This window comes from Flavobacterium ginsenosidimutans, from assembly GCF_037478105.1.
Lineage (GTDB): Bacteria > Bacteroidota > Bacteroidia > Flavobacteriales > Flavobacteriaceae > Flavobacterium > Flavobacterium ginsenosidimutans.
In genome coordinates, this window is the sequence record NZ_CP147988.1 from 336,044 (window position 1) to 360,632 (window position 24,589).

General features: G+C 29.0%; 23 protein-coding genes. All 23 read right to left on the reverse strand.

What is annotated here, in order from left to right:
- Position 1: 1 nt before the first annotated feature.
- The 23 genes from V6624_RS01620 to V6624_RS01730 all read right to left on the reverse strand — a co-directional run bounded on the left by V6624_RS01620 (position 2) and on the right by V6624_RS01730 (position 24,558).
- Positions 2–775, reverse strand: coding sequence for a glycosyltransferase family 2 protein (locus V6624_RS01620; protein WP_111285092.1), 774 nt, complete (start codon positions 773–775; stop codon positions 2–4).
- Positions 772–1,548, reverse strand: a complete 777-nt coding sequence (locus tag V6624_RS01625) for a glycosyltransferase (protein ID WP_111285091.1) — start codon at positions 1,546–1,548, stop codon at positions 772–774. The genes V6624_RS01620 and V6624_RS01625 overlap by 4 nt, the downstream gene beginning before the upstream one ends.
- Before the next feature lie 7 nt (positions 1,549–1,555).
- Positions 1,556–2,503: a glycosyltransferase family 2 protein gene (locus V6624_RS01630; RefSeq protein ID WP_111285090.1), complete on the reverse strand. Its 948-nt coding sequence runs from the start codon at positions 2,501–2,503 to the stop codon at positions 1,556–1,558.
- Positions 2,500–3,492, reverse strand: coding sequence for a glycosyltransferase family 2 protein (locus tag V6624_RS01635; protein WP_111285089.1), 993 nt, complete (start codon positions 3,490–3,492; stop codon positions 2,500–2,502). Before V6624_RS01635 ends, V6624_RS01630 begins: the two co-directional genes overlap by 4 nt.
- Positions 3,455–4,726: a hypothetical protein gene (locus tag V6624_RS01640; RefSeq protein WP_111285088.1), complete on the reverse strand. Its 1,272-nt coding sequence runs from the start codon at positions 4,724–4,726 to the stop codon at positions 3,455–3,457. Before V6624_RS01640 ends, V6624_RS01635 begins: the two co-directional genes overlap by 38 nt.
- Positions 4,713–6,011 carry an ABC transporter ATP-binding protein gene (locus V6624_RS01645; protein ID WP_162614932.1) on the reverse strand — a complete coding sequence of 433 codons (1,299 nt, stop codon included), beginning with the start codon at positions 6,009–6,011 and terminating at the stop codon, positions 4,713–4,715. The genes V6624_RS01640 and V6624_RS01645 overlap by 14 nt, the downstream gene beginning before the upstream one ends.
- Positions 6,012–6,875, reverse strand: a complete 864-nt coding sequence (locus V6624_RS01650; RefSeq protein WP_111285087.1) for an ABC transporter permease — start codon at positions 6,873–6,875, stop codon at positions 6,012–6,014. It lies immediately after the preceding gene.
- 131 nt (positions 6,876–7,006) lie between these two features.
- A complete protein-coding gene (locus tag V6624_RS01655; RefSeq protein WP_111285086.1) occupies positions 7,007–8,974 on the reverse strand; it encodes a polysaccharide biosynthesis protein in 1,968 nt (655 codons plus the stop codon).
- Positions 8,975–9,058: 84 nt separating this feature from the next.
- Positions 9,059–9,943, reverse strand: coding sequence for a glucose-1-phosphate thymidylyltransferase RfbA (rfbA, locus tag V6624_RS01660; protein ID WP_111285085.1), 885 nt, complete (start codon positions 9,941–9,943; stop codon positions 9,059–9,061).
- Positions 9,944–9,999: 56 nt separating this feature from the next.
- A complete protein-coding gene (gene rfbD / locus V6624_RS01665; protein ID WP_111285084.1) occupies positions 10,000–10,851 on the reverse strand; it encodes a dTDP-4-dehydrorhamnose reductase in 852 nt (283 codons plus the stop codon).
- Entirely contained in the window at positions 10,851–11,399 is a 549-nt protein-coding gene (gene rfbC / locus V6624_RS01670; protein ID WP_111285083.1) for a dTDP-4-dehydrorhamnose 3,5-epimerase, read from the reverse strand. The genes rfbD and rfbC overlap by 1 nt, the downstream gene beginning before the upstream one ends.
- 19 nt (positions 11,400–11,418) lie before the next feature.
- Positions 11,419–12,558: a DegT/DnrJ/EryC1/StrS family aminotransferase gene (locus V6624_RS01675; RefSeq protein ID WP_111285082.1), complete on the reverse strand. Its 1,140-nt coding sequence runs from the start codon at positions 12,556–12,558 to the stop codon at positions 11,419–11,421.
- On the reverse strand, positions 12,555–13,172 hold the full coding sequence (locus tag V6624_RS01680) for an acetyltransferase (protein WP_111285081.1): 618 nt from the start codon (positions 13,170–13,172) through the stop codon (positions 12,555–12,557). The genes V6624_RS01675 and V6624_RS01680 overlap by 4 nt, the downstream gene beginning before the upstream one ends.
- A complete protein-coding gene (locus V6624_RS01685) occupies positions 13,159–13,764 on the reverse strand; it encodes a sugar transferase (protein WP_111285080.1) in 606 nt (201 codons plus the stop codon). Before V6624_RS01685 ends, V6624_RS01680 begins: the two co-directional genes overlap by 14 nt.
- Positions 13,757–14,905, reverse strand: a complete 1,149-nt coding sequence (locus tag V6624_RS01690; RefSeq protein ID WP_204251667.1) for a glycosyltransferase family 4 protein — start codon at positions 14,903–14,905, stop codon at positions 13,757–13,759. The genes V6624_RS01685 and V6624_RS01690 overlap by 8 nt, the downstream gene beginning before the upstream one ends.
- A 375-nt stretch (positions 14,906–15,280) precedes the next feature.
- On the reverse strand, positions 15,281–16,399 hold the full coding sequence (locus tag V6624_RS01695) for a glycosyltransferase family 4 protein (protein ID WP_111285079.1): 1,119 nt from the start codon (positions 16,397–16,399) through the stop codon (positions 15,281–15,283).
- 26 nt (positions 16,400–16,425) lie between these two features.
- On the reverse strand, positions 16,426–17,448 hold the full coding sequence (locus V6624_RS01700) for an EpsG family protein (RefSeq protein ID WP_111285078.1): 1,023 nt from the start codon (positions 17,446–17,448) through the stop codon (positions 16,426–16,428).
- 9 nt (positions 17,449–17,457) lie between these two features.
- On the reverse strand, positions 17,458–18,579 hold the full coding sequence (locus tag V6624_RS01705) for a right-handed parallel beta-helix repeat-containing protein (RefSeq protein ID WP_111285077.1): 1,122 nt from the start codon (positions 18,577–18,579) through the stop codon (positions 17,458–17,460).
- A gap of 3 nt (positions 18,580–18,582) precedes the next feature.
- A complete protein-coding gene (locus tag V6624_RS01710) occupies positions 18,583–19,683 on the reverse strand; it encodes a glycosyltransferase family 4 protein (RefSeq protein ID WP_338840691.1) in 1,101 nt (366 codons plus the stop codon).
- Between the two features lie 8 nt (positions 19,684–19,691).
- Complete coding sequence (locus V6624_RS01715) at positions 19,692–20,777, reverse strand: glycosyltransferase family 4 protein (protein ID WP_162614931.1); 1,086 nt, start codon at positions 20,775–20,777, stop codon at positions 19,692–19,694.
- Entirely contained in the window at positions 20,770–21,858 is a 1,089-nt protein-coding gene (locus V6624_RS01720) for a polysaccharide pyruvyl transferase family protein (RefSeq protein WP_111285074.1), read from the reverse strand. Before V6624_RS01720 ends, V6624_RS01715 begins: the two co-directional genes overlap by 8 nt.
- A 10-nt stretch (positions 21,859–21,868) precedes the next feature.
- Positions 21,869–22,990, reverse strand: coding sequence for a non-hydrolyzing UDP-N-acetylglucosamine 2-epimerase (wecB, locus tag V6624_RS01725; RefSeq protein WP_111285073.1), 1,122 nt, complete (start codon positions 22,988–22,990; stop codon positions 21,869–21,871).
- Positions 22,991–23,040: 50 nt separating this feature from the next.
- Entirely contained in the window at positions 23,041–24,558 is a 1,518-nt protein-coding gene (locus tag V6624_RS01730; protein WP_111285072.1) for an MATE family efflux transporter, read from the reverse strand.
- Positions 24,559–24,589: the final 31 nt, after the last annotated feature.

Sequence of the window (24,589 nt, forward strand, 5' to 3'; positions counted from 1 at the left end):
TTTATAAAGATCTTTTCACTTTTATTTTTAAAATAAGTAATTTAATTTCACGGGAAATCTTTTTAAAACTTTCTTTTATTAAGATGTTAAAGATATTTTTTATAAATGAACCGATAATTTTAACATAAGAAGGGTACTTTAATTTATGTATTTGATAATAGGCTGTTGTTTCATTTTTCCATCGATTTAAACTACCTTTTTCGTCACGTTTAATATGATAAAAGAAAGTTTCATTAAAATCTTTAATTAAAAAACCGGATTTCATAACGCGATCTGACCATTCTTTATCCTCACTAAATACAAGTTTTTCATCAAACTTGAATTTACTCCAAACTTCTTTATTTACCATTGCACAACCTGCCATAAGTCCGAAAGTTAATCCATCATTTACAAAAAAATTATTATTGTTTGCCCGAATATAGTTTGAATAAGAATTAATATATCGCATACCTGCCAAGTTTGGATTTTCATTAAACTCTATTACTGAGTTTTTAAAAAAAGAATTGCCTACAGGGACAGCATGGGAACTTAACAATAAAATCAAGTTGTTTCTCGCATTTTCTATCCCTAAATTAATTGCTTTTCCGTATGTGAAATTTTCAATAGTTACAATCTTACAATTATACTTTTCAGCAACTTGAACACTTCTATCAGTTGAATTATTGTCTACAACAATAATTTCATCAATATCTTCAATATATACTTTCCTTAAAATACTTAAAATAGATTCTAAGGCTTGAGCTTCATTTTTGTTTCTTATGACAATGGAAATCATTTAGTTTTGCAAGAGTAGATTAATGTTTTTAATGTTTTTTTAAAAAAATTATAAGTCGGTCTTTTTTTTAAATCTATTTTTTTTATTGCAAGAAAATAATCTCTTCGCCTAATTAATTGAAAAAAATCAAAATCGATCCAAGATCCTTCCCACAAATGAATTGCAATAGTATTTGAGGTTGCGTATTTCAAAAAATCTTTTTGGAAAGGTTTGTTTACATCAAAAGGTAGTGGATAAAAAAAATCTGGCGTGTAAACCTTTACATCCCTTTCGCATATTATATTATCAAAAACATGAAGTTTTTTACCGCTATAAGTTTCAAATGATCTAGTCAAAACTCTTGGTATAGCCAATTTTAATTGCCAATTCTGAGGATTAAGATTTTCATAATACTTTAAGCACTCTTTTATGTATTCTGAATCTTTTTCGCCACCAAAAATTCCTGCACTTATTAATTTTTTATCTTCTGCGCCTATAAAAAAAGAGTCATTTAATAGATCGTCAAATGTTTTTAAAACAAACATATCTGTATCTAAATAAATTCCTCCATAATCACGCACTGCTTTTAGTCTAACATAATCTGCTACAAATGCATACTTTTTACTTTCATAAGCAAACTTAACAAAAGGATGTGCCATATCAGAATTACTTTCATTCCATAAAATAATTTCATAATCTGGTAAATGTTTCCTCCACGAATCTATACACATTTTTTGAATATCTGAATGATCAGCTCCTCCAAACCAACAGTAATGTATAATTTTAGGTATCATCTATTAATTATTTGAAGAAAAAATATCCCTTTTTAAAGATTAGAAAAGAAAAGTAACCTAAAATTATTTTATAAAATAAAGGGTTTTTAGTTTGCATATCCTTTTTCAATATCATAAAGAATAATTTCTTTTTATCAATATGTTTCTCATTAGAAGTCAGAATATCTCTTAAAATAATCTTATATCTTTCTCTAACATATTTTAAGCAAGCTAAATAATCTAATGATTTATTTTTCTTAATTATTTTCAATTGTTTTTCTCGTGCTGTTATCTCTGAATTAATTTCTACCGAATTAAGACTATAAATCTGATTGGACAATGAATTCAAATTGATATTATATTTAAACAAGATTTTATCAATAAATTTAATTTTCGGTTTTTGATAAAGCATTCGCAAGTTAAAATCCCAATCATCTAGATATCGAATATTTTCGTCGAACAATTCTTCTTGATTATTTAAAAAATCTCTACTCCACAGAGGTCCGCAAACATAAAAACTAAGAAATCCGGTAAAATATTTTTCAATTAAATTTTCAGAAAAAATTCTATTGTACCCAATAATTTCTTTAGTTACAGAATCAATTTTCACTAATTTACCAACAGCAACATTTATCTCTGGTTCTAAGTTCTCAACAAAAGTTTCTAAAGCTGTTTCATTATAAGAATCATCACTATCAAACCAATTTATCCATAAACCTTTGCTTTTCTCAAAACCGTAATTTCTACAAGAATTTGGTCCTTTTATTTTTTCTTGAGGCCTTTGATGATATTGAAATCTCTCATCTTTTTCAATATATTGAGACACAATTTCGGCAGTATTATCTGTAGATCCATCATCTACAATTATACATTCCCAGTTTTTATAAGTTTGTATTAATATACTTTCGAGTGTTTCATTAATTAAATGAGCTCTATTGTAGGTTGGAATTATTATCGAAATAACAGGATTAATCATGAATAGAATTTTTTGAAATATTTTTCAGCTTTATAACTTCCTCTGTTAATTAACATAAAAAAGCATGCACTTAAAAAAAATTCAATTCCTATTTTTTTATTTATCAAATAGAATTGAGAACTAGCTTTTCGAGTAATAAAAAAACAGTTTTTAAAATGTTTTTGTTCTAATCCTCTATAAAATGAATTTACAATATTGAAATAATATTGACCGACTAACTCTAAATCATTTAATTGAATACTTTTCTTTAAATTTTCAATTGCAATTATCGTTTTAGATTCCTCAAATAATTTTATGTACTTAAAGTTTGTAAAAGTTTTCGTCTTTTCATGCTGACGATATAAGAACAATGATTTATTCAAAATTATATATTTATTTGGGCTCAAATTGTAAAATAATCTCGAAAAAAGTTCAGCTTCTTGGCCTCTTGCAATATTAACATTGAATAATTCTTTATTCTTTAAAAAACTTTTCCTAAAAAGAATTGATGGAGTAAGTATTTGCAGTTTCCATAAAACATAATCTTTAAATAAATAAGATTTTATTTCCAAATCGATATTTTTCAATGCTGTCAAATTTTGATCGGTATAAGTACCTGAACAAATAACTAAATCAATCTCTTCAGAAAACAATTCGAGCTTTTCACTAAGAAAAGCATCCATCATTACATCATCATCGTCAAACCAGTTAATAAACTCTCCTTTACTTAATTCAAATCCATAATTTCTTGAAGCATTCCCGCCTGGTTTTCTATCTAATGGACGATGGTGTAACTGAAAACGACTATCTTTTTTTATAAATTTATTAATGACTTCAACTGTATTATCGGTTGATCCATCATCAACAATAATACACTCCCAATTTTGATATGTTTGTATTAAGATTGAATCGAGTGTCTCTTCTATAAGATGCGCTCGATTATATGTTGGTATAATTATGGAAACTAAGGGATTATTCACAAATAAAACTAAATAAATTAATCCAATCATTAGATGTTCTTTCAGGAAATAAAAAAGCTTCAATACTTTGCATATTAGTTATTCCTGTATTTAAATTAGATTCTAAATTATCTATTAATTTTTTAAGTTTTAGAGGTAATTCCTCAAATTTGTCAATTTCCTCAAAATGAATATTGTTTCGTCTTAATATTCCATATGGTAACCAACCACCAGCTATTACATTATTCCCAGCATATAGCACTTCAGTCATTGCTCCACTCAATGCATCGCTTTCAGGTGCCTGAATCATAACATTTGTAATTAAACGCAATTTAGAAATTTCTTCAGGTATAAGGAAATCATTAATAATTATAATATCTAAACTATTATATTGCTGAATTGCAATTTTCAATTCTTTAAGATATTGCAGTTCTCCTCCGTAGCCCAAATGCAAAACAAAGCTTATCTTATTTTTATATTCATCAGGTAAGCTATTTAAAACCTGAATCATCTTCAAGTGATTATTCTCTTTAAAAGCATTATGCCCCAATGCAACCAAATAATCCTTTATTTTATACTTTTCTTTAAACTTTGCTAATAATTGTCTATTGCTTCTATTTAGATTAATTGCATTGTAAATTTCAGTACTAATAGTAAATCTTACATCTTTAATTTTATCGCTTAGATGCATACCATACTTAGCTTTAATTACTAAAGCCATTTCAGGTGATTGCACTGTTATTAAAGTGGCTTTGTTTAAAGCTCTTCCAACATAGTAGTCATTATATACATTCCCCATTCTAAATAAATCTGAGCCCCAGAAACTACATATCACTTTAGTTTCTTTTTCAACAAAGTGAAGATATTCTAAATTATAAAATGAGCAAAAATGAAAATGAAGCACGTCAAATTTTTTTGTTTGAATATAATTTTCGTAAACATACTCTTTCAACGCATATTTCATGCACACTTTTAATGCTTTTCGGATTGCCTTTTTTTGATTTAATTCAAATAGGAAAGTTTCCTTATAGAATTTTTTTTTAAATGATTTTAAAAAAATCAATGCTCTCCTCCATTTTGAAATGCTTTTATAGTGCTGCTCAAAATCTAAATTTTCTTTAAAAACATTATTACTTTCATTATACTTATCATTTGGCAAATGTGTATAAGTATCAATATGAAAACTGAAGTCATTATTAATCTTTAAAATTTCACCATAAAGTTGATTTAAGAAATTAGACTGCCCAATACCAAGAACCAGTATCTTTTTTTTATTCTTTTCCATATGGCAAAAAATTACCTGGCAATATTGCATAATTGCCTTTACGATTAAATTTACCATTCTCCCAAATATAACCTTGTAGAACTTCTAAAGATTTTACATTCTCTATAACATCTAAAAAATTATTTTCATCAAAATCAATTTCAGCTAAAAGAACTCTAATATTATATGTTTCGGCTCGCAAATATAAATTTGGAATTTCTAACATAAAAATATTTGACTTTTCTAAAAATGAAAAATTTGTATTCATTTCATCACTTAAGAATGATAAACAAATATTTTCATTTTGGTCTATAAAATTTATACCAACACGCAATTTATTAAAATCAATATCTATCAATTTATCAATTTCTAAACAAATATTTAATGCCTCTCCTGATATAACTTGGCTTACTTCATTCTTTTTATTGTCAACAAAGTAAAGGTCTTTAATTTTAATTTTACCAGACCCCCTTCTATCAGTTCTTTCTTCTAATAATTGTTCGCTTTTTTCTGAATTTTGAGACAAATAGAAGTCAACTGCATTATGACTTGTATCATTAAAAACTACTTTCCCGTATTCTAATACGATTCCACGAGTACATAATTGTTTAACCGCTGCCATATTATGACTGACAAACAAAACTGTACGTCCTCCGCTACGTGAAATATCCTGCATTTTGCCGATAGCTTTTTTCTGAAACTCTGCATCTCCGACAGCCAAAACCTCATCTACAACTAAAATTTCAGGTTCCAAAAAAGCAGCGACAGCAAATGCCAAACGAACTGTCATTCCTGAACTATATCTTTTAACCGGCGTGTCTATATAACGTTCGCATCCTGAAAATTCAATAATTTCATCTAGTTTTGAAGTAATTTCTTTTTTGGTCATTCCTAAAATGGCACCATTAAGGAAAATATTTTCTCGTCCAGTCATTTCTCCATTAAAACCAGTTCCAACCTCTAATAGAGAAGCAATGCGGCCACGAGATTTAATACTTCCAGTTGTAGGAGCTGTTACTTTTGAAAGAATTTTTAAAAGTGTTGACTTTCCAGCTCCATTTTTACCAATTATTCCTAAGACTTCACCTCTTTCAACTTCAAAATTAATATCTTGTAATGCCCAAACATAATCTGAAGTTCCTTTGGTCGAGCGATCATTTACATCTCCTATTTTCAAATATGGATTTTCTTTTCCCAGAATTTTATGCCACCATCTGTTTATATCATGACTTAAAGTTCCTGTTCCAACTTGACCTAAACGATATTGTTTAGAAATATTTTCGGCTTTTAATATGATTTCTTTCATTTATACGGTATCTATAAAGCTTTTTTCTGTTCTATTAAAAACCAATAATCCAACAAAAAAAACAGCTATTGTAAGTGTCATTGTATATCCTAATCCTAAAATTGATATACTGCCTATATTCAAAAGCATATAACGAGAAGTTTCAATAACATAAGCTAACGGATTATATTCTACTACCCATCCTAGTTTAGGCAATTTCTCTTTAATTAAATCCATTGGATACATTACCGCAGAGATGTACATAAGTAATTGTATTCCAAAACCAACTAAATTATTTAAATCCCTATATTTCGTAACCATTGATGAAATCATCATTCCTAAACCAAGTCCCAAAATTCCCATAAAAGCAATTAATATAGGAAAGAATAGTAAAGATCCATTCAAGCTTAAATCTGCTCCCTGCCAGTAAAAGAAAATGTAAAAAACAACAAATATGAAAAACTGGATTCCAAATTTGATCAAATTTGAAATTACTATTGATAGTGGAGTTATAATTCTTGGAAAATAAACTTTACCAAATATTGCCGCATTAGACTTAAAAGTATCTGAAGTTCCATTTAAACAGGATGTAAAATAATTCCATACCATAATTCCTGCTAGATTAAATAGAAATGGCGGAATCGATCCTGTTTTAATACCAGCAACGTTATTGAATATAATGGTAAAAGTAATAGAAGTAAATAAAGGCTGTATTAAGTACCAAAGAGGCCCTAAAACAGTTTGCTTGTAAACTGTAATAATATCTCTTTTTACAAAAAGCATTAATAAATCTCGATAATGCCAAATTTCCTTGAAATTAAGCGTAAAAAATTTATTTTTTGGTGTTATCTCAAACAGCCAATCGTTTGTATTTTTAGAATCCATTGGAAAGAATATAAAAACCTTGATTTTTAAATTTTAACAAGATTTTTAACATTTAAATTTTGTTTAAAAATGCCAAAAGGCGTTTTAAAAAACACCTTTTGCCTATATTTGATTTATATTTTTATCTCTAATTATTTATCTAAAATTTCGAAAGTAGAATTCATACTCTTAAATTCTGGGACAATTTTTTTCATCTTTGCAACGATATCATCATTTTCATAAAAATCGGCAATTCCAATGAGTTCATCAACATCATTATGTAGAGTCTCATACTCATCTTGAATTTCCTGAGCAATCATGATTTTATTATGATATGTTGGCAATGTCTTAGCCGTATCATTTAATAATTCTTCGTAAAGCTTCTCACCAGGTCTTAAACCTACAATTTTAATTTTTATTTCTTTGTCAGGTATAAAACCAGCTAACTTAATCATTTTCTTTGCCAAGTCAATAATTCTCACTGGTTTTCCCATATCAAAAATATAAATTTCTCCTCCATTCCCCATTGCTCCTGCTTCTAATACAAGTTGGCATGCTTCTGGAATTGTCATAAAATAACGAATAATATCTTGATGCGTTATGGTTACCGGCCCTCCTTCTGCAATCTGCTTAGTAAACAAAGGAACAACTGAACCGTTTGAACCTAAAACATTTCCAAAACGAGTCGTAATGAATTTTGTGCCGCCTTCTACTTTTTCTCTTTGATTTTTTAAGAACAGAGATTGTACATACTTTTCTGCAATACGTTTACTGGCTCCCATTACGTTGCTAGGATTAACCGCTTTATCAGTAGAAACCATTACAAATTTCTTTACACGATATTTACAAGCTAAATCTGCTAGGTTTTTTGTTCCTTTAATATTCGTTTGAATAGCCTGCGACGGGTTTTCTTCCATTAAAGGTACATGCTTATATGCAGCAGCGTGAAAAACGACATGCGGATTATAATTTTTAAAAACCTTCTCTAATGCTTTTTTACTTCTTACATCTGCAATTACGGCTACGATTTTAGTGCTAAAATCCATAGCCTGAGTCTCCAAGCACAAATTGTGTAACGGTGTTTCGGCATGATCCAAAACAATTACATTTTTTGGATTAAAGTTTAAAACCTGTCTTACAATTTCACTACCGATTGAACCAGCAGCTCCGGTAATTAGTATTGTCTTATCTTTTAATTGTTTTGAAATAGATCTACTATCAAGAACTATAGGTTTTCTTTCTAATAAATCCTCAATTTGAATATTCTTTACTTTTTGAGAAATTTCCTTTTGATTTTCCCAATCCGAAATAAGTGGAACTGTATATACTCTGTAGTTAAATTCCAAACATTGATCAACTATAATAAGCTGTTCGTCTTTGCTTAAGCTCTTATCTGCGATAATTACACCTTCTGCTGCTACAGAACGCATTAAGGCAGGAAGTTTTTTTCTTAAAATAAGAATCGGAAGATCTAGCATACGCTTAGAAGCATTCTGGTTATTCTTATCTACAAAACCAACTATTTTAAAACGAGAAGGGCTTTCGAATTTTAACGCATTAGCTACAGAAATTGCATTAGCATCTGTTCCATAAATTACAGTTCGAATTAATTTACTTGTAGACTTTTCCGAAAAATACATTTCAAATGTTTGCTTTACTACAACACGGTATAAAAATAGTCCGCAAAAAGACAAAACTAGATTGATAAAAAGTGCTGTATTTAAAAAAGCTTTATGTCCCGAGTATAATTCAAATACTAAATTTATGAATAAGAAAAATACAAGAACAGACATTTGAGAAAACAATAATTTTATTGCATCTATATAAGAAGAGTGTCTAATAATTCCTGAATAAGTTCTGAAAAGCCAGAAAAAAAACACATTAACAATAATTAAACTTCCAACGAAATAAAAATCATGAGAAGTAATAATATATCCAATTGCCGTACCTTCAAAAAGCAAATAGGTAAGAGAAAAAGAAAAAACCAGAACCATTACATCTATCGCAACAATAATCCATCTAGGCAAATAACTTAGATTATTAATATTTGCCCGAAGATTTCTTGGCGAGAAAGTGTTATATAACAAAGAGGTTATATTATTTAGCTTGTCTGTATTCAATTGAGCTTTTTTTAAGTACCTGTAATTCGAACTTTGTACAAAAATACAAATTAAAGGTTTTAAATAATTAGTTAAAGATACAAATTAAATTTTAACACTTTTTTCCTTTTGTCTTAGAAATTCGATTAAATACGTTCCATATCCTGATTTTAATAGTGGTTGCGCTAATTTCTCAAGTTGTTCATCATTAATAAAGCCTTGTCGCCAAGCAATTTCTTCAATACATCCTACTTTTAGACCTTGTCTTTCTTCAATAACTTGAACAAATTGTCCTGCCTGCATCAAGCTATTAAATGTTCCTGTGTCTAGCCAAGCTGTTCCTCTACTTAATATTCCAACTTTTAACTGTCCTTTTTCCAGATAGACTTTATTTACATCTGTTATCTCATATTCGCCACGAGCACTTGGTTTAATATTTTTAGCAATCTCTACTACTGAATTATCATAGAAATATAAACCCGGAACAGCATAATTAGATTTTGGCTCCAAAGGTTTTTCTTCTATTGAAATTGCATTTTTGTTTTCGTCAAATTCAACTACTCCATATCTTTCTGGATCTGCAACGTGATAGGCAAAAACAACACCTCCATCTGGATTAGAATTATTTTTCAAAAGTTGCTGCATATTTGTTCCGAAGAAAATATTATCCCCAAGAACCAGAGCTACTTTATCTTTTCCAATAAACTCTTCGCCAATTACAAATGCCTGAGCTAATCCATTCGGATTAGCTTGTTCTGCATAACTAAATTTACAACCAATTGTACTGCCATCTCCCAAAAGTCTTCTAAAATGAGGTAAATCATGTGGTGTTGAAATTATTAAAATTTCATTGATCCCTGCCATCATTAAAGTTGAAAGAGGATAATAAATCATTGGCTTATCATAAACGGGCATTAGCTGTTTACTGACTGCTAACGTTAGGGGGTGTAATCTAGTACCAGAACCTCCAGCTAATATAATTCCTTTCATAATTTATTTTTATTTTCAAAAACACAGAGTCTAGACAGAATGCAAAACTCAAACTTTTAATTTTCTATGAATATTTTTTTTAGACTTTCTTTATAAAATGGAACTTCCAAATTATAAATTGACTTTATTTTCTTTTTATCTAACAATGAAAAGTTTGGTCTTTTTGCTGGAGTTGGATAAGAAGAAGATGGAATACCATTCACCTTACAATTATAACCCCCTAACTCTTTAATACTCAAAGCAAATTCATACCAGCTTATTTCTCCTTCGTTAGAATAATTATATATTCCTGAAATCCAATTTGGCGAATTAACAATATTGATCATTGCCTGTGCTAGATCTGCTGCATAAGTTGGCGAACCAACTTGATCATTCACTACACTAATTTCCTCTCTCTCTTGCATTAATCGCTGCATCGTTTTAACAAAATTGTTTCCAAATTTACTATAAACCCAAGAAGTTCTTACAATAATAGAGTTAGGATTTTGGTTTAAACATGCAATTTCTCCCGCCAATTTACTTTCGCCATACACATTTATAGGGTTTGTTAATGCTTCTTCATCTAATGCAACAGAAGAAGTACCATCAAAAACGTAATCTGTAGAAATATGGATTAACTTAATATTGTTTTCCCAAGCATATTTTGCTATTATTCCTACTGACGAAGAATTTATTGCAAAAGCTAAATCTTTTTCTGTTTCAGCTTTATCAACCGCAGTATAAGCGCCACAATTCAAAATCACATCTGCCTTAATTTCATTTAACTGAATAGGCAAAAGATCTAAACTGTCTAATGTGATTTTTGTTCTATCTGCAAAAATCCATTCATATTCTGGGTATTTTGATGATAAAACTGAAAGTTCAGATCCTAATTGCCCACTTGCACCTGTTACAAGAATTTTTTTCATTAAAATAGGCTATTACAGTTTTCAATAAAAGGCAAAATCTGATCTTTATCAGAAACGATTGCATCATTCAAATCCATTCCCCAATCAATATTTAAAGAAGGATCATCATATTTTATTCCGCCTTCTGAAGCTTTATTATAAAATTGATCACATTTGTACATTACCGATGCTGTTTCACTGATCACTGAAAATCCGTGCGCAAAACCTTGAGGAACTAACAATTGTTTTTTATTTTCTGCTGAAAGTAAAATACTAAATGACTTTCCATAAGTAAGAGAATCTTTTCTTAAATCTACAGCAACATCAATAATTTTGCCTTCTAAAACACGTACTAATTTAGTTTGTGCAAAAGGAGGATTTTGATAATGTAATCCTCTTAAAGTTCCATATTTAGAAAATGATTGATTGTCCTGAACAAAATCAATATTAATTCCTAAATCTTCGAATTTCGTTTTACTATAAGATTCAAAAAAATAACCTCTTTCATCTCCAAATAATATTGGCTCTATAATTACCAGATCTTTTATAAATGTTTCTTCGATTTTCATGATAATTTAAAATCCAATTTTATTTCTGAAAAAATGTATTTAATACATTTTTTATTCTTAATCTATCTTCTTCCATTAAGTTTGATCCAGAAGGAAGACATAAACCATTTTGAAACAAAAGCTCAGAAACCTTTTCACCATAGTAGGGATATTTTTCAAAAACTGGTTGCAAATGCATTGGTTTCCAAAGAGGGCGACTTTCAATATTCTCCAATTCAAAAGCCAGTCTTAAATTTTCTCTGTTTTTTCCAATTTTTCCGGGATCAATAACAATTGCTGACAACCAATGATTCGAGTAATAATCTTGGCTTGGCTCTTTTAAAATAGTAATCCCATCAATATCTGCAAAATATTGTGCATAGAAATCATGCATATCTCTCCTTAATTTGATGTGTGCATCTAAAACTTCCATTTGTCCTCTTCCAATACCGGCACAAATATTACTCATTCTGTAATTAAAACCAATTTCACTATGTTGATAATGTGGTGCGTTATCTCTCGCCTGTGTTGAAAGAAAAATTGCTTTATTTTTAAGATCTTCATTCTGCGCAACAATTGCGCCTCCTCCTGAAGTTGTTATGATTTTGTTTCCATTAAATGAAAGTGCGGCAATTTGTCCAAACGTACCACATTTTTTGTTTTTATAATGACTTCCTAATGCTTCAGCACTATCTTCAAGTATTGCAATTTCATACTTATCGGCGATCGCATGTATTTCATCAATTTTATATGGCATTCCATAAAGATGAACGGCAATTATTGCTTTTGGCTTTTTTCCTTTTCTAATTCTATCAAGAATGGCTTTTTCCAAAGCAACTGGACATATATTCCATGTGTCTAATTCGCTATCAACAAAAACAGGAACAGCTCCTTGATATAAAATAGGATTTGCAGATGCCGAAAAAGTCATACTTTGGCAAATTACTTCGTCACCTGATTTAACTCCCAAAAGTATCAAACCTAAATGCAATGCTGCTGTTCCTGAACTTAATGCGCCAATATGTACATTTTCAGACAGATATTTTTCTAAATCTTTTTCAAAACCTTGAACATTTGGCCCCAAAGGAGCTATCCAATTGGTATCAAAAGCTTTGTTTACATATTTTATTTCGCCACCTCCCATATGTGGAGAAGACAACCAAATTTTTGAATTACTCATATTAACGAATTATATTTTATTATATTTCCAGGATTTCCTACCACTACTGCATAATCGGGAACATCATTAATAACAACACAACCAGCACCAATTGTTACTCCTGCTCCTACATTAATTCCTTGAATTATTGAAGCTCCTATACCAATATGTGTCCCTGACCCTATAGTAACATTTCCTGCTAATGCTGCTTTTGGAGAAATGTGTACATAATCATAAATTTTACAATCATGCTCTACAATTGCTCCAGTATTTATTATACAATGTTTACCAACTACAGCCCCAAAATTTATGATTGCACCTGCCATTACAACAGTTCCTTCCTCTATCTTTGAGTTCTCAGAAACAACTGCAGTTGAATGAATTGCAGTAAAAAATGACATTTTAATTTTTTCAGCTATACGCTTTCTAATTTCATTATCACCAATAGACACAATAAATTGTCCATTATTTATATCATTTATTTTTGATGCATTAATAACTGGAATACCCACTATTTCTGCTTCTTTAGGCTTATCGTCAAAAATTGCTTTTAGATTGACATTATTGCTCTTTAAAACATCAATAATGACTTTACAGTGACCGCTTGCGCCATACAAATATTTAGTTTCCTCCATTAAAACGTTCAATTGTTACAGAATTATCTGCATTTATACTTTCTCTTTTAATAACTTTTTGGATGGTTTTTACAAGTATTTTTATATCTAAGAAAAAAGATAAATTTTTAATATACCATACATCATATTCAAACTTTTTTTCCCACGAAATTGCATTTCTTCCATTTACCTGTGCCCATCCTGTAATACCCGGCTTAATATTATGACGTTGCTTTTGAAAATCATTATAAAGAGCCAAATATTCAGGTAATAAAGGACGTGGTCCAATTAGGCTCATATCTCCTTTTATTACGTTTATTAACTGTGGGATCTCATCTAAAGAAGTTTTTCTGACAAACATACCAACTTTTGTTAGACGATCAGAATCAGGCAATAAGTTATTGTCAGAATCTTTTTTATCATTCATTGTCTTAAATTTTACTATTTTGAAAATCCGTCCTCCTTTACCTGGTCGATTCTGAAAAAAAAATGGATTTCCTCGATTTGCAAAAGCCAAGAATAATGTAATAATTATAAATAAGGGAAATAAAAATATAAAACCTAAAACTGCTGATATAAAATCAATTACTCTCTTAAATACTTTTCTATACATTTTTTTCAAAGTTTTTGTATTCTGACAAAATAGCATTCCATATAACATTTTGTTCATAACGACTCGTAATCATTTGACGAGCATTCGATTTTAACTTTAAAAAATAATTTTTATCAAGATAAAATTTCATCATCGCATCGTATAGCATTTGCATATTTTTTACAGAAATAATGGTGCCATTTATATCTTTTACTATTATTTCATTACATCCGTTTATATTTGTAACTATAGAAGGTAATCCCATTGCGCCAGCCTGCAATACAACGTTTGGAAATCCTTCTCTGTAACTTGGAAATACAAGTGCATCTGATATTGATAAGTATGTCCTAACATCTTTTTGGTATCCGGTCGAAATAATTTTATCATTACTTTCTATAGTTTTTAAAACTTGAGTCTCCAATTTGTCTAAATCTGATTCAAGAGGACCAACCAAAAGTAATTTTACATTTTTCTCGCTTATTTGAGTAAATGCTTTAACTAATTCATTAATTCCTTTATCACCAACTAAACGTCCTACAAATACATAGACAAAATCTTCATCAGATATATTTAAGGTTGACTTTAGTTTTTGTCGATCTGTTTCCGAAACAACATTTGGGTCAAAAAAAGAAGTATTAATGCCATTGGAACTACCATTTCCTAAAACTTTCAGCTTATCAGATTTTGCATAATTATTTTTCAATATAAAATGATATAATTCATTTGAATTAGGGTACACTTTAGTTGCACATTTATAAGTCATTTTTTCAACAAAATCTAAAAGCCTTCTTTTATTACCTGTGGCTTCCATAAGTGGTAATCCTGCAACAGTATGTAATCTGTTAGGAACACCAACTAATTTTGAAGCGAGCATTCCAATAATTCCAGCCTTTGGGGTATGTGTGTGTACAATAAAAGGCTTTTCTTTTTTTAAAATTCTATACAAGATGTATAATGATTTTAAATCTTTTAAGGGAGAAATTGTTCTAGTCATTTCTACAGGCAGAACCCTTATTCCTTCGTCTGTACTTACATCTAAAAGTTCCTGTCCACCAGACGAAATCCCTAAAACTTCATAATAGGATGACATGAATTTTGGCTGTCCTTTTAAAAGAATTTTTAAAGATATTGGAACAGTAGTAATTCGAATTATTTTTTTCATATTTATTAAGCTGAGCATTTTAAAAGCCTTAAATGCACAAAAAGATAAATTCTTTTTAAGAGCTTTTGAAAATACAATTTAAATATATAGAGCTAGTCTGAAAAAAAACCAAAAAAATATTTTAATCTTATTATTAAAGCTTTCGATTAATCATTTTTTTTGTTATTGGTATACTTTAGAATTTCTAAATTGAGTCAAGGTTTTTAATTCATTTAAAGGATTTGTTCCTGAACATGAAATTTTTAAATCAATAAAATCTATTACATCAACCCTATTTCATTAGCTCTTTCCGTTTTCTCAGCAACGACAATAACTTCCTAACCTAATTTTGATACCTCCCTAGCTATGCATAATCTATGGGAAGTAAAAAATCAATTATATAGAATTATAAATTTTTAACGTTTCTTCAGCATTTTTCTGCCACGAAAATCTGCTAAGATTTGATGCTAACAAATCTTGTTTCTCCTTAAACAAAACTTCGTCAATCAATGCCGTTTTAATATTAGCTGCTATATCTTCAACTTCAAAAGGATCAAAATAAAAAGCACTTTCTTTGCAGATTTCAGGTGTTGAAGATGTATTACTCACGACAGAAACTGTACCTAATGCTGCAGCTTCTAGGGGAGCAAATCCAAAACCTTCATAAAATGAAGGCTGGACAAATAGTTTTGCATTTGAATAAAGCCATAATAAATCTTTAAAATCGACAAAATCAAGATGCAAAATATTGCTATCTAATATTACATTTTTTAATGTCTGCTCGTAATCGAAACTTTTTTTCCCAACGATCACTAATTTAAGCTTCCTTAAGTTACTTTCATTTTGGATTTTTTTAAAAGCTTTAATCAAATTGTTGTAATTTTTTCTTGGTTCAAGATGCCCAACACTTAATACAAAGCTGTCTTTTTCTAAATCTTTATTGAGTTTGAAATTATAATTATCGATATTTTTCACATTAAAACTTTCTAAATTTATAGCTTCATGAATCGAAGTAATTTTACTTTCTTCAACATCATAAAAGTGTAACAACTCATTTTTTGTAAAGTCAGAAATTGTAATAATTTTATCTGCAACCAGAATTGATTTTTTCACAGCTCTTTTTAAAAACTGATATCGTAAAAAGGTGTATGTTTCTGGGTAACGGCAAAGTCTTAAATCGTGAACTGTAATTAATCTTTTAGCAGTTTTAAGATTGGGAACATGAAAAAATGGTGAGTGAAAAACTTCAAACTTCTCTATTTTTTCTTCTTTTTGATAAAATGAGTTTTCAAGCAAACTTCTTCTAATAGCTTGTTTTGAGCTAAAAGGAGTTGCTTTAATTCTCATCGTTTTGGGTAGTTCCTTAAGTGCGTAATCATAATAATCTGATGCAACATATAAGACGTATTCATTTACCGAATCAACTTTTGCCAAGTTGGTAGTTAAATTATAAATGTATTCTTTTATTCCTCCTCCTTTTGGTATAAAAAAACTACAATTAATCGCAATTTTCATTTTGTAGTATTGAAATTATTAAAAAACTAAAACATTTCACGTAATAAGGTTCCTAAGCTAACCGTCATAAATCCTTCGGCGCCACCATTCACAAATAATATAATAAACACGAAAATCACTGTGATAATAAAAATTATATCTTGAAGCTTAGGTCTATACATAAGTATATAAAAAACAAATGGCAAATAAGTCCCAATAATCCTTCCGGCAATAGGAGTTAAAAAATAGGACGTTAAATAAATAACCAATCCTGAAATTGTTAGGGCATGCATATATTTATCTTTTGTGAGTTCATAGGTTTTAGGTTTAAAAACGAGAATATATACAAATACAGTAAACCATAAAATAAAAGCTCCCCCTCCAGATGAAAATTCAAAATCCGAATAATCTTGCTTTGCACCAATTAACTTGGTAATAGCAAATAAAAGAAGATTAATGAAAATTGAAATTGTAGCTAAAAAAAACAATCGAAAATTAAAACTCTTATATTTTGTTTTGTTTAAGACAAACCAATCAACAAATAACAAAAAAGCAACAATTAAAAAGGAAGTATGAATAAATCCTAAAATAGCAGTAAACTTAACTAAATTTAAATAGTTATATTTCTTAACATATAAAATATACCATAACAAAAATCCTAAGCCAATACCTTGTCTCAAAGTAACCAACTGAATTGCAAATGCTTGTGCATTAAAAAACATAAACAAAAAGAAAAGCACTGCTATAACAAAGTTTCTAGATGTTTTTAAAATAAAAAAAGACAGACTAAAGCATATAAAAAAAACAAAAATTTGAATAGTAGTTATTGGATCATTAAAAACAGACAACCATTTGTTAAAATAAAGAAAAACAGGTTCTCTTGCAAATATTGTATAAGTACTTATATACAATTCAAGCAACATATCATAATCAGTGGCGTAAACTTCATAGTTATTCCTATCTCTGAAAATTTCAGATGGTAATCCTGCAAGCCAAAAAGCATAAACTAAAGAAATTGTAAAATATAGTAGTTTTTCTTGTATGCTAATTGTTCTTTTTATTCCTAACATAGCAAAAAACTACTCTAATTTAATGAAGTCATCATATGATTTATATCCTTTTTTATCAACAGGTTTAACTGTTATTTGAATATCATTTTGTTCAGATCCATCAAAAACTTGAAAAGGATATTTGCTGTTTGCAGAAGTAATGTTTGACAGGGTTATGTTACCGCCCAATTTATTACTGTTTATTGCTTTCGACTTTTTGTTTCCTTTATAAAGATACGCTATCGATCGAACGGAATATCTGTCAGCATGGGTATCCATCTTTATTCCAACTTTGTTAACACCACCGTTTAAGTTTCCTAAAACAAAAAACACTCCTTGTTTAGCATTATTGAAAGTGTATAAGTTTTTTACCTCAATATCATCTAAAACTTCATTATTTGAATTAGGTTCAAAATCTAATCCTGTTTGAGGATTAGTCCCATTTGTATTAGAAAGAATCAAATTTGAAATAACTAATCCGTTTGAACTTATAACCGAAATAGCATTTCTTCGATTATTATCCAGAATACCATAATTAAGTATAATATTTTTGTTTGTAACATTTCCAGATTGTCCCAAATAAATACCATCTCCCCAACAATCATTAATATTTGAATTTATAATTTTGACATTTTCCGATGATTTAATTGAAATCCCCATTCCCCATTCTCCTTTTTGTCCAATATGGATCTTTCTATCACCAGTAATTTTTGGCGAAAAAACAACTATATTCCTTTTACTATGAATTCGTAAAATTTCATAATTGGTTTTATCAGATGCTTTTAATATTAGTCTCGAATTACTATCAAAAACAATTTTGCGGTCATTTTGAATATCCAGTCCTGAATCGCTAATTAAAACAGGAAAATTGGGTAGTTTAATATTCGAATTTTCATTAATAGCCTTTTGTAAATATGCTGTGTAATCTACTGACGCATCATTAACAAAGTTTTTTGGCAAATATTCTGTTGCATCAACATAATTATCAGCATTTAGCAAATTGATTCTTTCTTTTTGTTCGTCTAATTTTTGTACAAAATACGGTACATTACTAACGTTTCTATACTTAAACTCTTGTCCAAAACAAGAATTTAAAGACACTAAAATCATTAGGTATAAAAACTGAAACTTTTTTAGTTCGATCTTTTCCATAATTCAAAATGTTTCTATTAGCTCTTTCCATTGCTGTGTTATTTCAATTTCTGAAAATCGTTTCATTTCTTCTTTCGCTACTTCACTCATTTCGCTACGTAAAGCGTCATTAGAAATTAAAAATTGTAATTTCTCAACAAATTCCTCTTTATTATTGTCTTCGATTAAAAAACCAGATTTTTGAGTTATAACTTCCGAAGGTCCTGTTAGACAATCATAAGCAATAATTGGCAAACCAAAAGATTGCGCTTCAATCAAAGTCATTGGCAATCCTTCAAATCTCGAAGTCATTGCCAAAAAAGAAGCATTCTCATAATAATCTGATATTGAAGAGGTATTACTTACCATCTCAACATTATTTAAATTATACTTTACAATTAAATTGTCAAGCATCTCTTTGTCTTCTCCACTTCCTATAATCTGTAATTTCCAATTTTTGCCATTAGAATATTTCTCAAGAAACTCATACCAAATTTCAATTAAACGATCAAAACCTTTTTGATAAGTTAATCGACCAATCGCTACAATATTAATAGATTCTTTATTATATTCTTTCTTTGATACAGCGAATGAAGAAGGATTATTTATAGCTAATATTTTTCCGTTTATTTTTAAGTTGCTCTTCCACAATACAACATCTCTTTTTGTTAAAACAATAATTGCATCTGCAAATCTACCAGCTAACCATCTAAACTTTCTTCGCAAATTTTTTCCAAGATCAACAGTAAAATTAAAATGCTCCCACACAATTAACTTAGTTTTTTTTCTTGTTAGCTTGCTAATCAAAATTATTGGCAAAATGAATAATAATGAAAAAACCTCTACTGCAACAACAACTTCAATATTATTGCTTTTAATTACATTATTTAAACGGTAAATTAGTGTCAAATATTTCCCTAATGAATATTTACTATTTAAATAAAGAATTGTAACATCCGAGTTTATTGAAAAAAAAGGTTTTTCTTCTATTGAATTTGTCACAATTAAATAAACCTTATTTGATGTTTGAGAAGCTAAACTATTTACAATTGAAGTACAGGCTCTTTCTGTTCCTCCTGAACGTGTAAAATCTCCAATATAAAATGCTATTTTATGTGCCTGCATAACCTAAATTATATAAAAAGCGCTTTTATTTGATTTTCGTTGTAGGTACTAAAGATCTTTTTAACCACTTCTTTGTTCTGTTGATTAAGGTTTTTCTCTAGATCATTATTTAAAAACTCCTCTTTATTTATTTTATAATAATTGTATTTTTCAAAATCTCCAATTGCCTGTAATTTGACAATAGGTGTAATATTGTAAAAAAGGTATTCAATAAGTTTTGTTGGATTTGCTACACGATTTACAACATTATCATCTCGCAAGACAAATCCATAATCTGCTAAATTGTAATAATATTTAAGTTTATCTGGTAAAACAGAATCAACAAAAATACGTTTGTTGATGCTTCTTTCATTGAGTTTTTTGATCATATTGGTTTTATCATTTACTAATAAAAGATAAACAATATTTTGATCATTTATTTTAGATGTTATTAAATCCAACATTTCATCAATATTTTGCCAAACATGCAATCCCCCGCTATAAATAACAAGAATATCACTTTCCTTAAGATCAATTTTTTTGATTATTTCTTCCGTTTCCTTGCCATTATCTACCTCATAATTACCTACTAAATTTTCAGGAATAATACCAAAATTTATAGCCTCAAAGTTAAAATCAGAATACTTTGTTTTATAATGTTTTTCCATTGCTTCTGTGACAAATATAGCTGTTGATATTTTTTCAAAACATTTTCTTTCAAATGTTTCATAATAATCGGCCATTTTTATATCCCCCTCCATTCTTTTTTCGTCAGGAACAGCACCATGTACATCCAATATGATTTTCTTGTTTATGAAAGGAAAGAAATACTTAATCCAAAGTAAATTGTAAATAGTGTGTGAATAAATTTTGGAACTAGTCAAAACATGATAAAGAATAAACCACCATCCCAAAATAAAATTCAATTGATAAAAAACCACTTTCTCACCATATTTTTCTTTTACAGGCAAAATGAATTTTTTTAAAGATACTTGAAGATATACCCTATCTTCGTTCGCCATAAATTTATCGATTTTCTTTATACGTTGAACCAAACCATCTTTTATATTATTCTGATTGGGATATGGCCCTAAAACTAAAAGTTTTTTAGTCATTATATTTATTTTGAAATGTTTCTTTAAAATTTTTAAACATATTATCAGCACTTTCTCTAAGTGCATTTAAAGATGCTGAATAATCAATTTCTGTTTCAAATAGATCAAAATGAGAATTCAATTGCGCTTTATCAAAAGGCTTTTCCCAAAGCTTAAATTCTTTAACTTGTTCAGTCAAAATTCTGAGCTTATCTTCAATTTCGATACAAACAACAGGTTTATTCAATAACGAAGCAATAATTGCACCGTGGTATCTTGCCGAAATAAATCCTGAATAATCATTTAATTTTTCAAGAAATGACTGAATTGAATCTATATCAGGATTCCACATTACAACATTATGCCCATTTAACTTTTGCATCCATTTTTTATCCTTCATGGGTGCAAAAATTATATATTCGAACTCATATTTCGAAGAGTATCTTTCAACTTCCATCAATGGATCGACGTATGAATTCCCAGATTCATCCCAATTCCAATCCCTTACGATGATTCCAATTTTCTTTTTTGCCTTATGTTTTTCAGACACAGATGGAAAAGTTTGTTTAAAGTATTTTGAAAAAACTACATCGGCTCCTAAGACCGAATTAAGTTTCCAGTCATCACAATATTTTTTTGAAATATGATCTCTAACGGCAATAAAATTGCTACTGATCATTTTATTAATAGTATAATCAATATAAATTTTATTGTCGCTAAATGGCCCTAAACCGATTCCAATGAAAGCTGTTTTTTTAGAATATGCTTTTTCTCTAAAAATTTTCTGCTTTACTTTTTTAAAAAAAAACTGAGGATTTACAATAGATAATTTTATTACCTCAAACAAAGATCTTTTTTTATTCTCGCTTGAAAATGAAAAAAATTGAGTACCTCCACCATATACTAAAAGATCTTCCTTTATTTTCTTATTGTATAAACCTTTGATCAAAATTTTCTCAGGATAATCCGCTTCTTGTCCAGAAAAATAAATTTCTGAATTTGGGAACTCCTCCACAAAAAAGTTCTCAAATACATTCATCAGAAGATCATCTCCAAAATTGGATTCTCCATACGCCCCTTCAATCTTTATAATCGTATCCATTCTTTTTTAATTATTTAATTGATCCGATAAAATGAACTATCTTTTCGCAAGCTTTTCCATCTCCATATGGATTATGTAAAGATTTCATTTGGGTGTAAAACTCATTATTAGTAAGCAAATAATTTGTTTTTTCAACGATTTTGTTTTTATCTGTTCCCACTAAGATAACTGTTCCTGCTGCTACTGCTTCAGGTCTTTCCGTAGTTTCTCTCATTACTAAAACAGGCTTTCCTAAACTAGGAGCTTCTTCTTGTACACCTCCACTATCAGTTATGATTAAATACGATTGATTCATTAACCAGACAAAAGCTGGATACGCTAGAGGTTTTATTAACTGGATATTTTTGATTCCGGATAAAATTTTATAAACAGGCTCTTTTACATTTGGATTTAAATGCACGGGATAAATAATTTGTACACCACTATTTGTTGTTGCAATTTCTTTTAGTGCCTCGCATATCTGAAGAAACCCATCTCCATGATTTTCTCGTCTATGTCCAGTTACTAAAATTAATTTTGAATTACAATCTACAATAGTTTTCAGATAATTTATTTCTTCATTATCAATATCATCGACTCGTTTGGAACTATCAATTAATGCGTCAATAACAGTATTGCCTGTCACGATAATTTTGCTTGGATCAACATTTTCTTGCAACAAATTTTGCTCAGAAATGACTGTTGGCGCAAAATGAAAATCTGCGATTCGGCCTGTAATTTGTCTATTAATTTCTTCTGGAAAAGGAGCCCATTTATTATAGGTACGCAAACCAGCTTCAACGTGACACACTTTTGTTCCTGAATAAAAGGCTGCGATACTAGCCGCCATAGTCGTGGTTGTATCACCATGAACATAAACATAATCAGGTTTAAAGTCCTCTAGTATCATTTTCAATTCTAAAATAATATCAGCTGTAAGGGAATACAGATTTTGATTAACTTTCATCAAATTCAAATCATAATCTGGTTGTATATCAAAAAAATCCAAAACCTGATCCAGCATTTCTCTATGTTGTCCTGTAACACAAACCTTGGTATCAAATTTATCCGAAAACTTATTAAATTCTTTTATTAGAGGCGCCATTTTAACAGCTTCTGGTCTGGTGCCAAATATTATTAAATTTTTGATCATACGATAATTATAAAGCAAACATTAAGCATCTAAAATCATTTTTCATAAAATTATTTCAGCTTTGTTTTAATTAAATTTATTATATATACTTTTTCTAATTTACTTAGGCTTATTGTCCATATCAACAATATGCTAATAACAATGCTACATGAGCTAAGGAATATAACATTTAATAATTCATTTCTCAGAATGATGTATTGTGTAATTATAAACATGCAACCTACAACCCCAATGGAAACTCCAATAATTGGCAATAATACTTCGTAAAAAAAATACTTTACATTCAAACCCATTAATTTTTTTAAGAAAAATAGCCTGAAAAGTAATGACAAGATATTTATAGAAATAGAAACTTTAAAAATGATTTCTGGATGCGAATAAATTTTTAATAAAAAATAAGAAACTGGCAAATTTAAAAATGTGAGAGATCCAATTATGATATGATACCATTTAATATTTCCTGTAGCTAAGACACCTGTCATTAAGGGACCCGAAATACAGTTAATTAAAAGATCTATTAAGCAAAGACAAACAAATAATGCTGTATATTCTGGTGCTGTCTTCAGCCAAATTTTTAAAATAAAATCAATATTAAAAATAATTGGACAGACAATTATAAACATCAGAAAATATGAAAATTTTGAGCTTTGAAAAATCAGTTTTTTACTTTCTTCCAAATTTCCTGCAGCATATTTTTTTATAATTTGAGGATTAACTGCTGTTTGAAAATTGGTTACAAAAAGACTGACGGCTCCTTGAATCTGTAAAGTTATTCCATAAGCTGCATTTAATAGAGTACCGAAAAATATGTTAAGCATTACATTACTCCCTTCGGCTCTAACAACACTTGCAATGTTTCCAAATAAATTCCATCCAGAATAAGAAATCAAAGTTTTATATAAACCTTTTTCATAATAGAATTGATATTTACTTTCATCAAACTTTCTTTTGCAGTAAATTTTATATAAAAGCGCAACTATAAATGTTACAACAAAAATTAATCCCGAATACGTTTTTAGCTTATCAATTGGTGACAAAACTAACAGATAGACTATCAGTAATTTAAAAAAAACTTCTACTATGCTTAAAATTGCATACACATTCATTTTTTCATGAGCAATAAGCATTGCGTTGTATGGAACTTGAATAACTCCTATCAGAAAAGTAAAAATTGAAAATTGAAAAACCCAATTTACGGCCTCCATTCGTTCCACAGGAATATTAAGTCTATTATTTACAAACCATAATCCGACTGTTTCAGCTAAAATCAATATCAATAATCCAATTCCGATATGAATATTTAGCGTAGCATTAAATACTTGCTTTAGTCTAATGAAGTTATTTTGTCCAATCTCAAATGATAAAAATCTTTGTGTCGCCGAAGACATCGCCGCATTAAAAAAACTGAACAAGGTCACGACTCCTCCAACTAAATTATAAGTACCATAATCACTAACTCCTAGGGTATTTAACACGACTCTGGAAGTATAAAGACTTACAGACATAGTAAAGAACATTCTTATATAGAGAAAGAGTGTATTTTTTGCAATAGTTTTAGAATCTGACACTTATTTTTAAATCTTATTTTAATTTAGAATA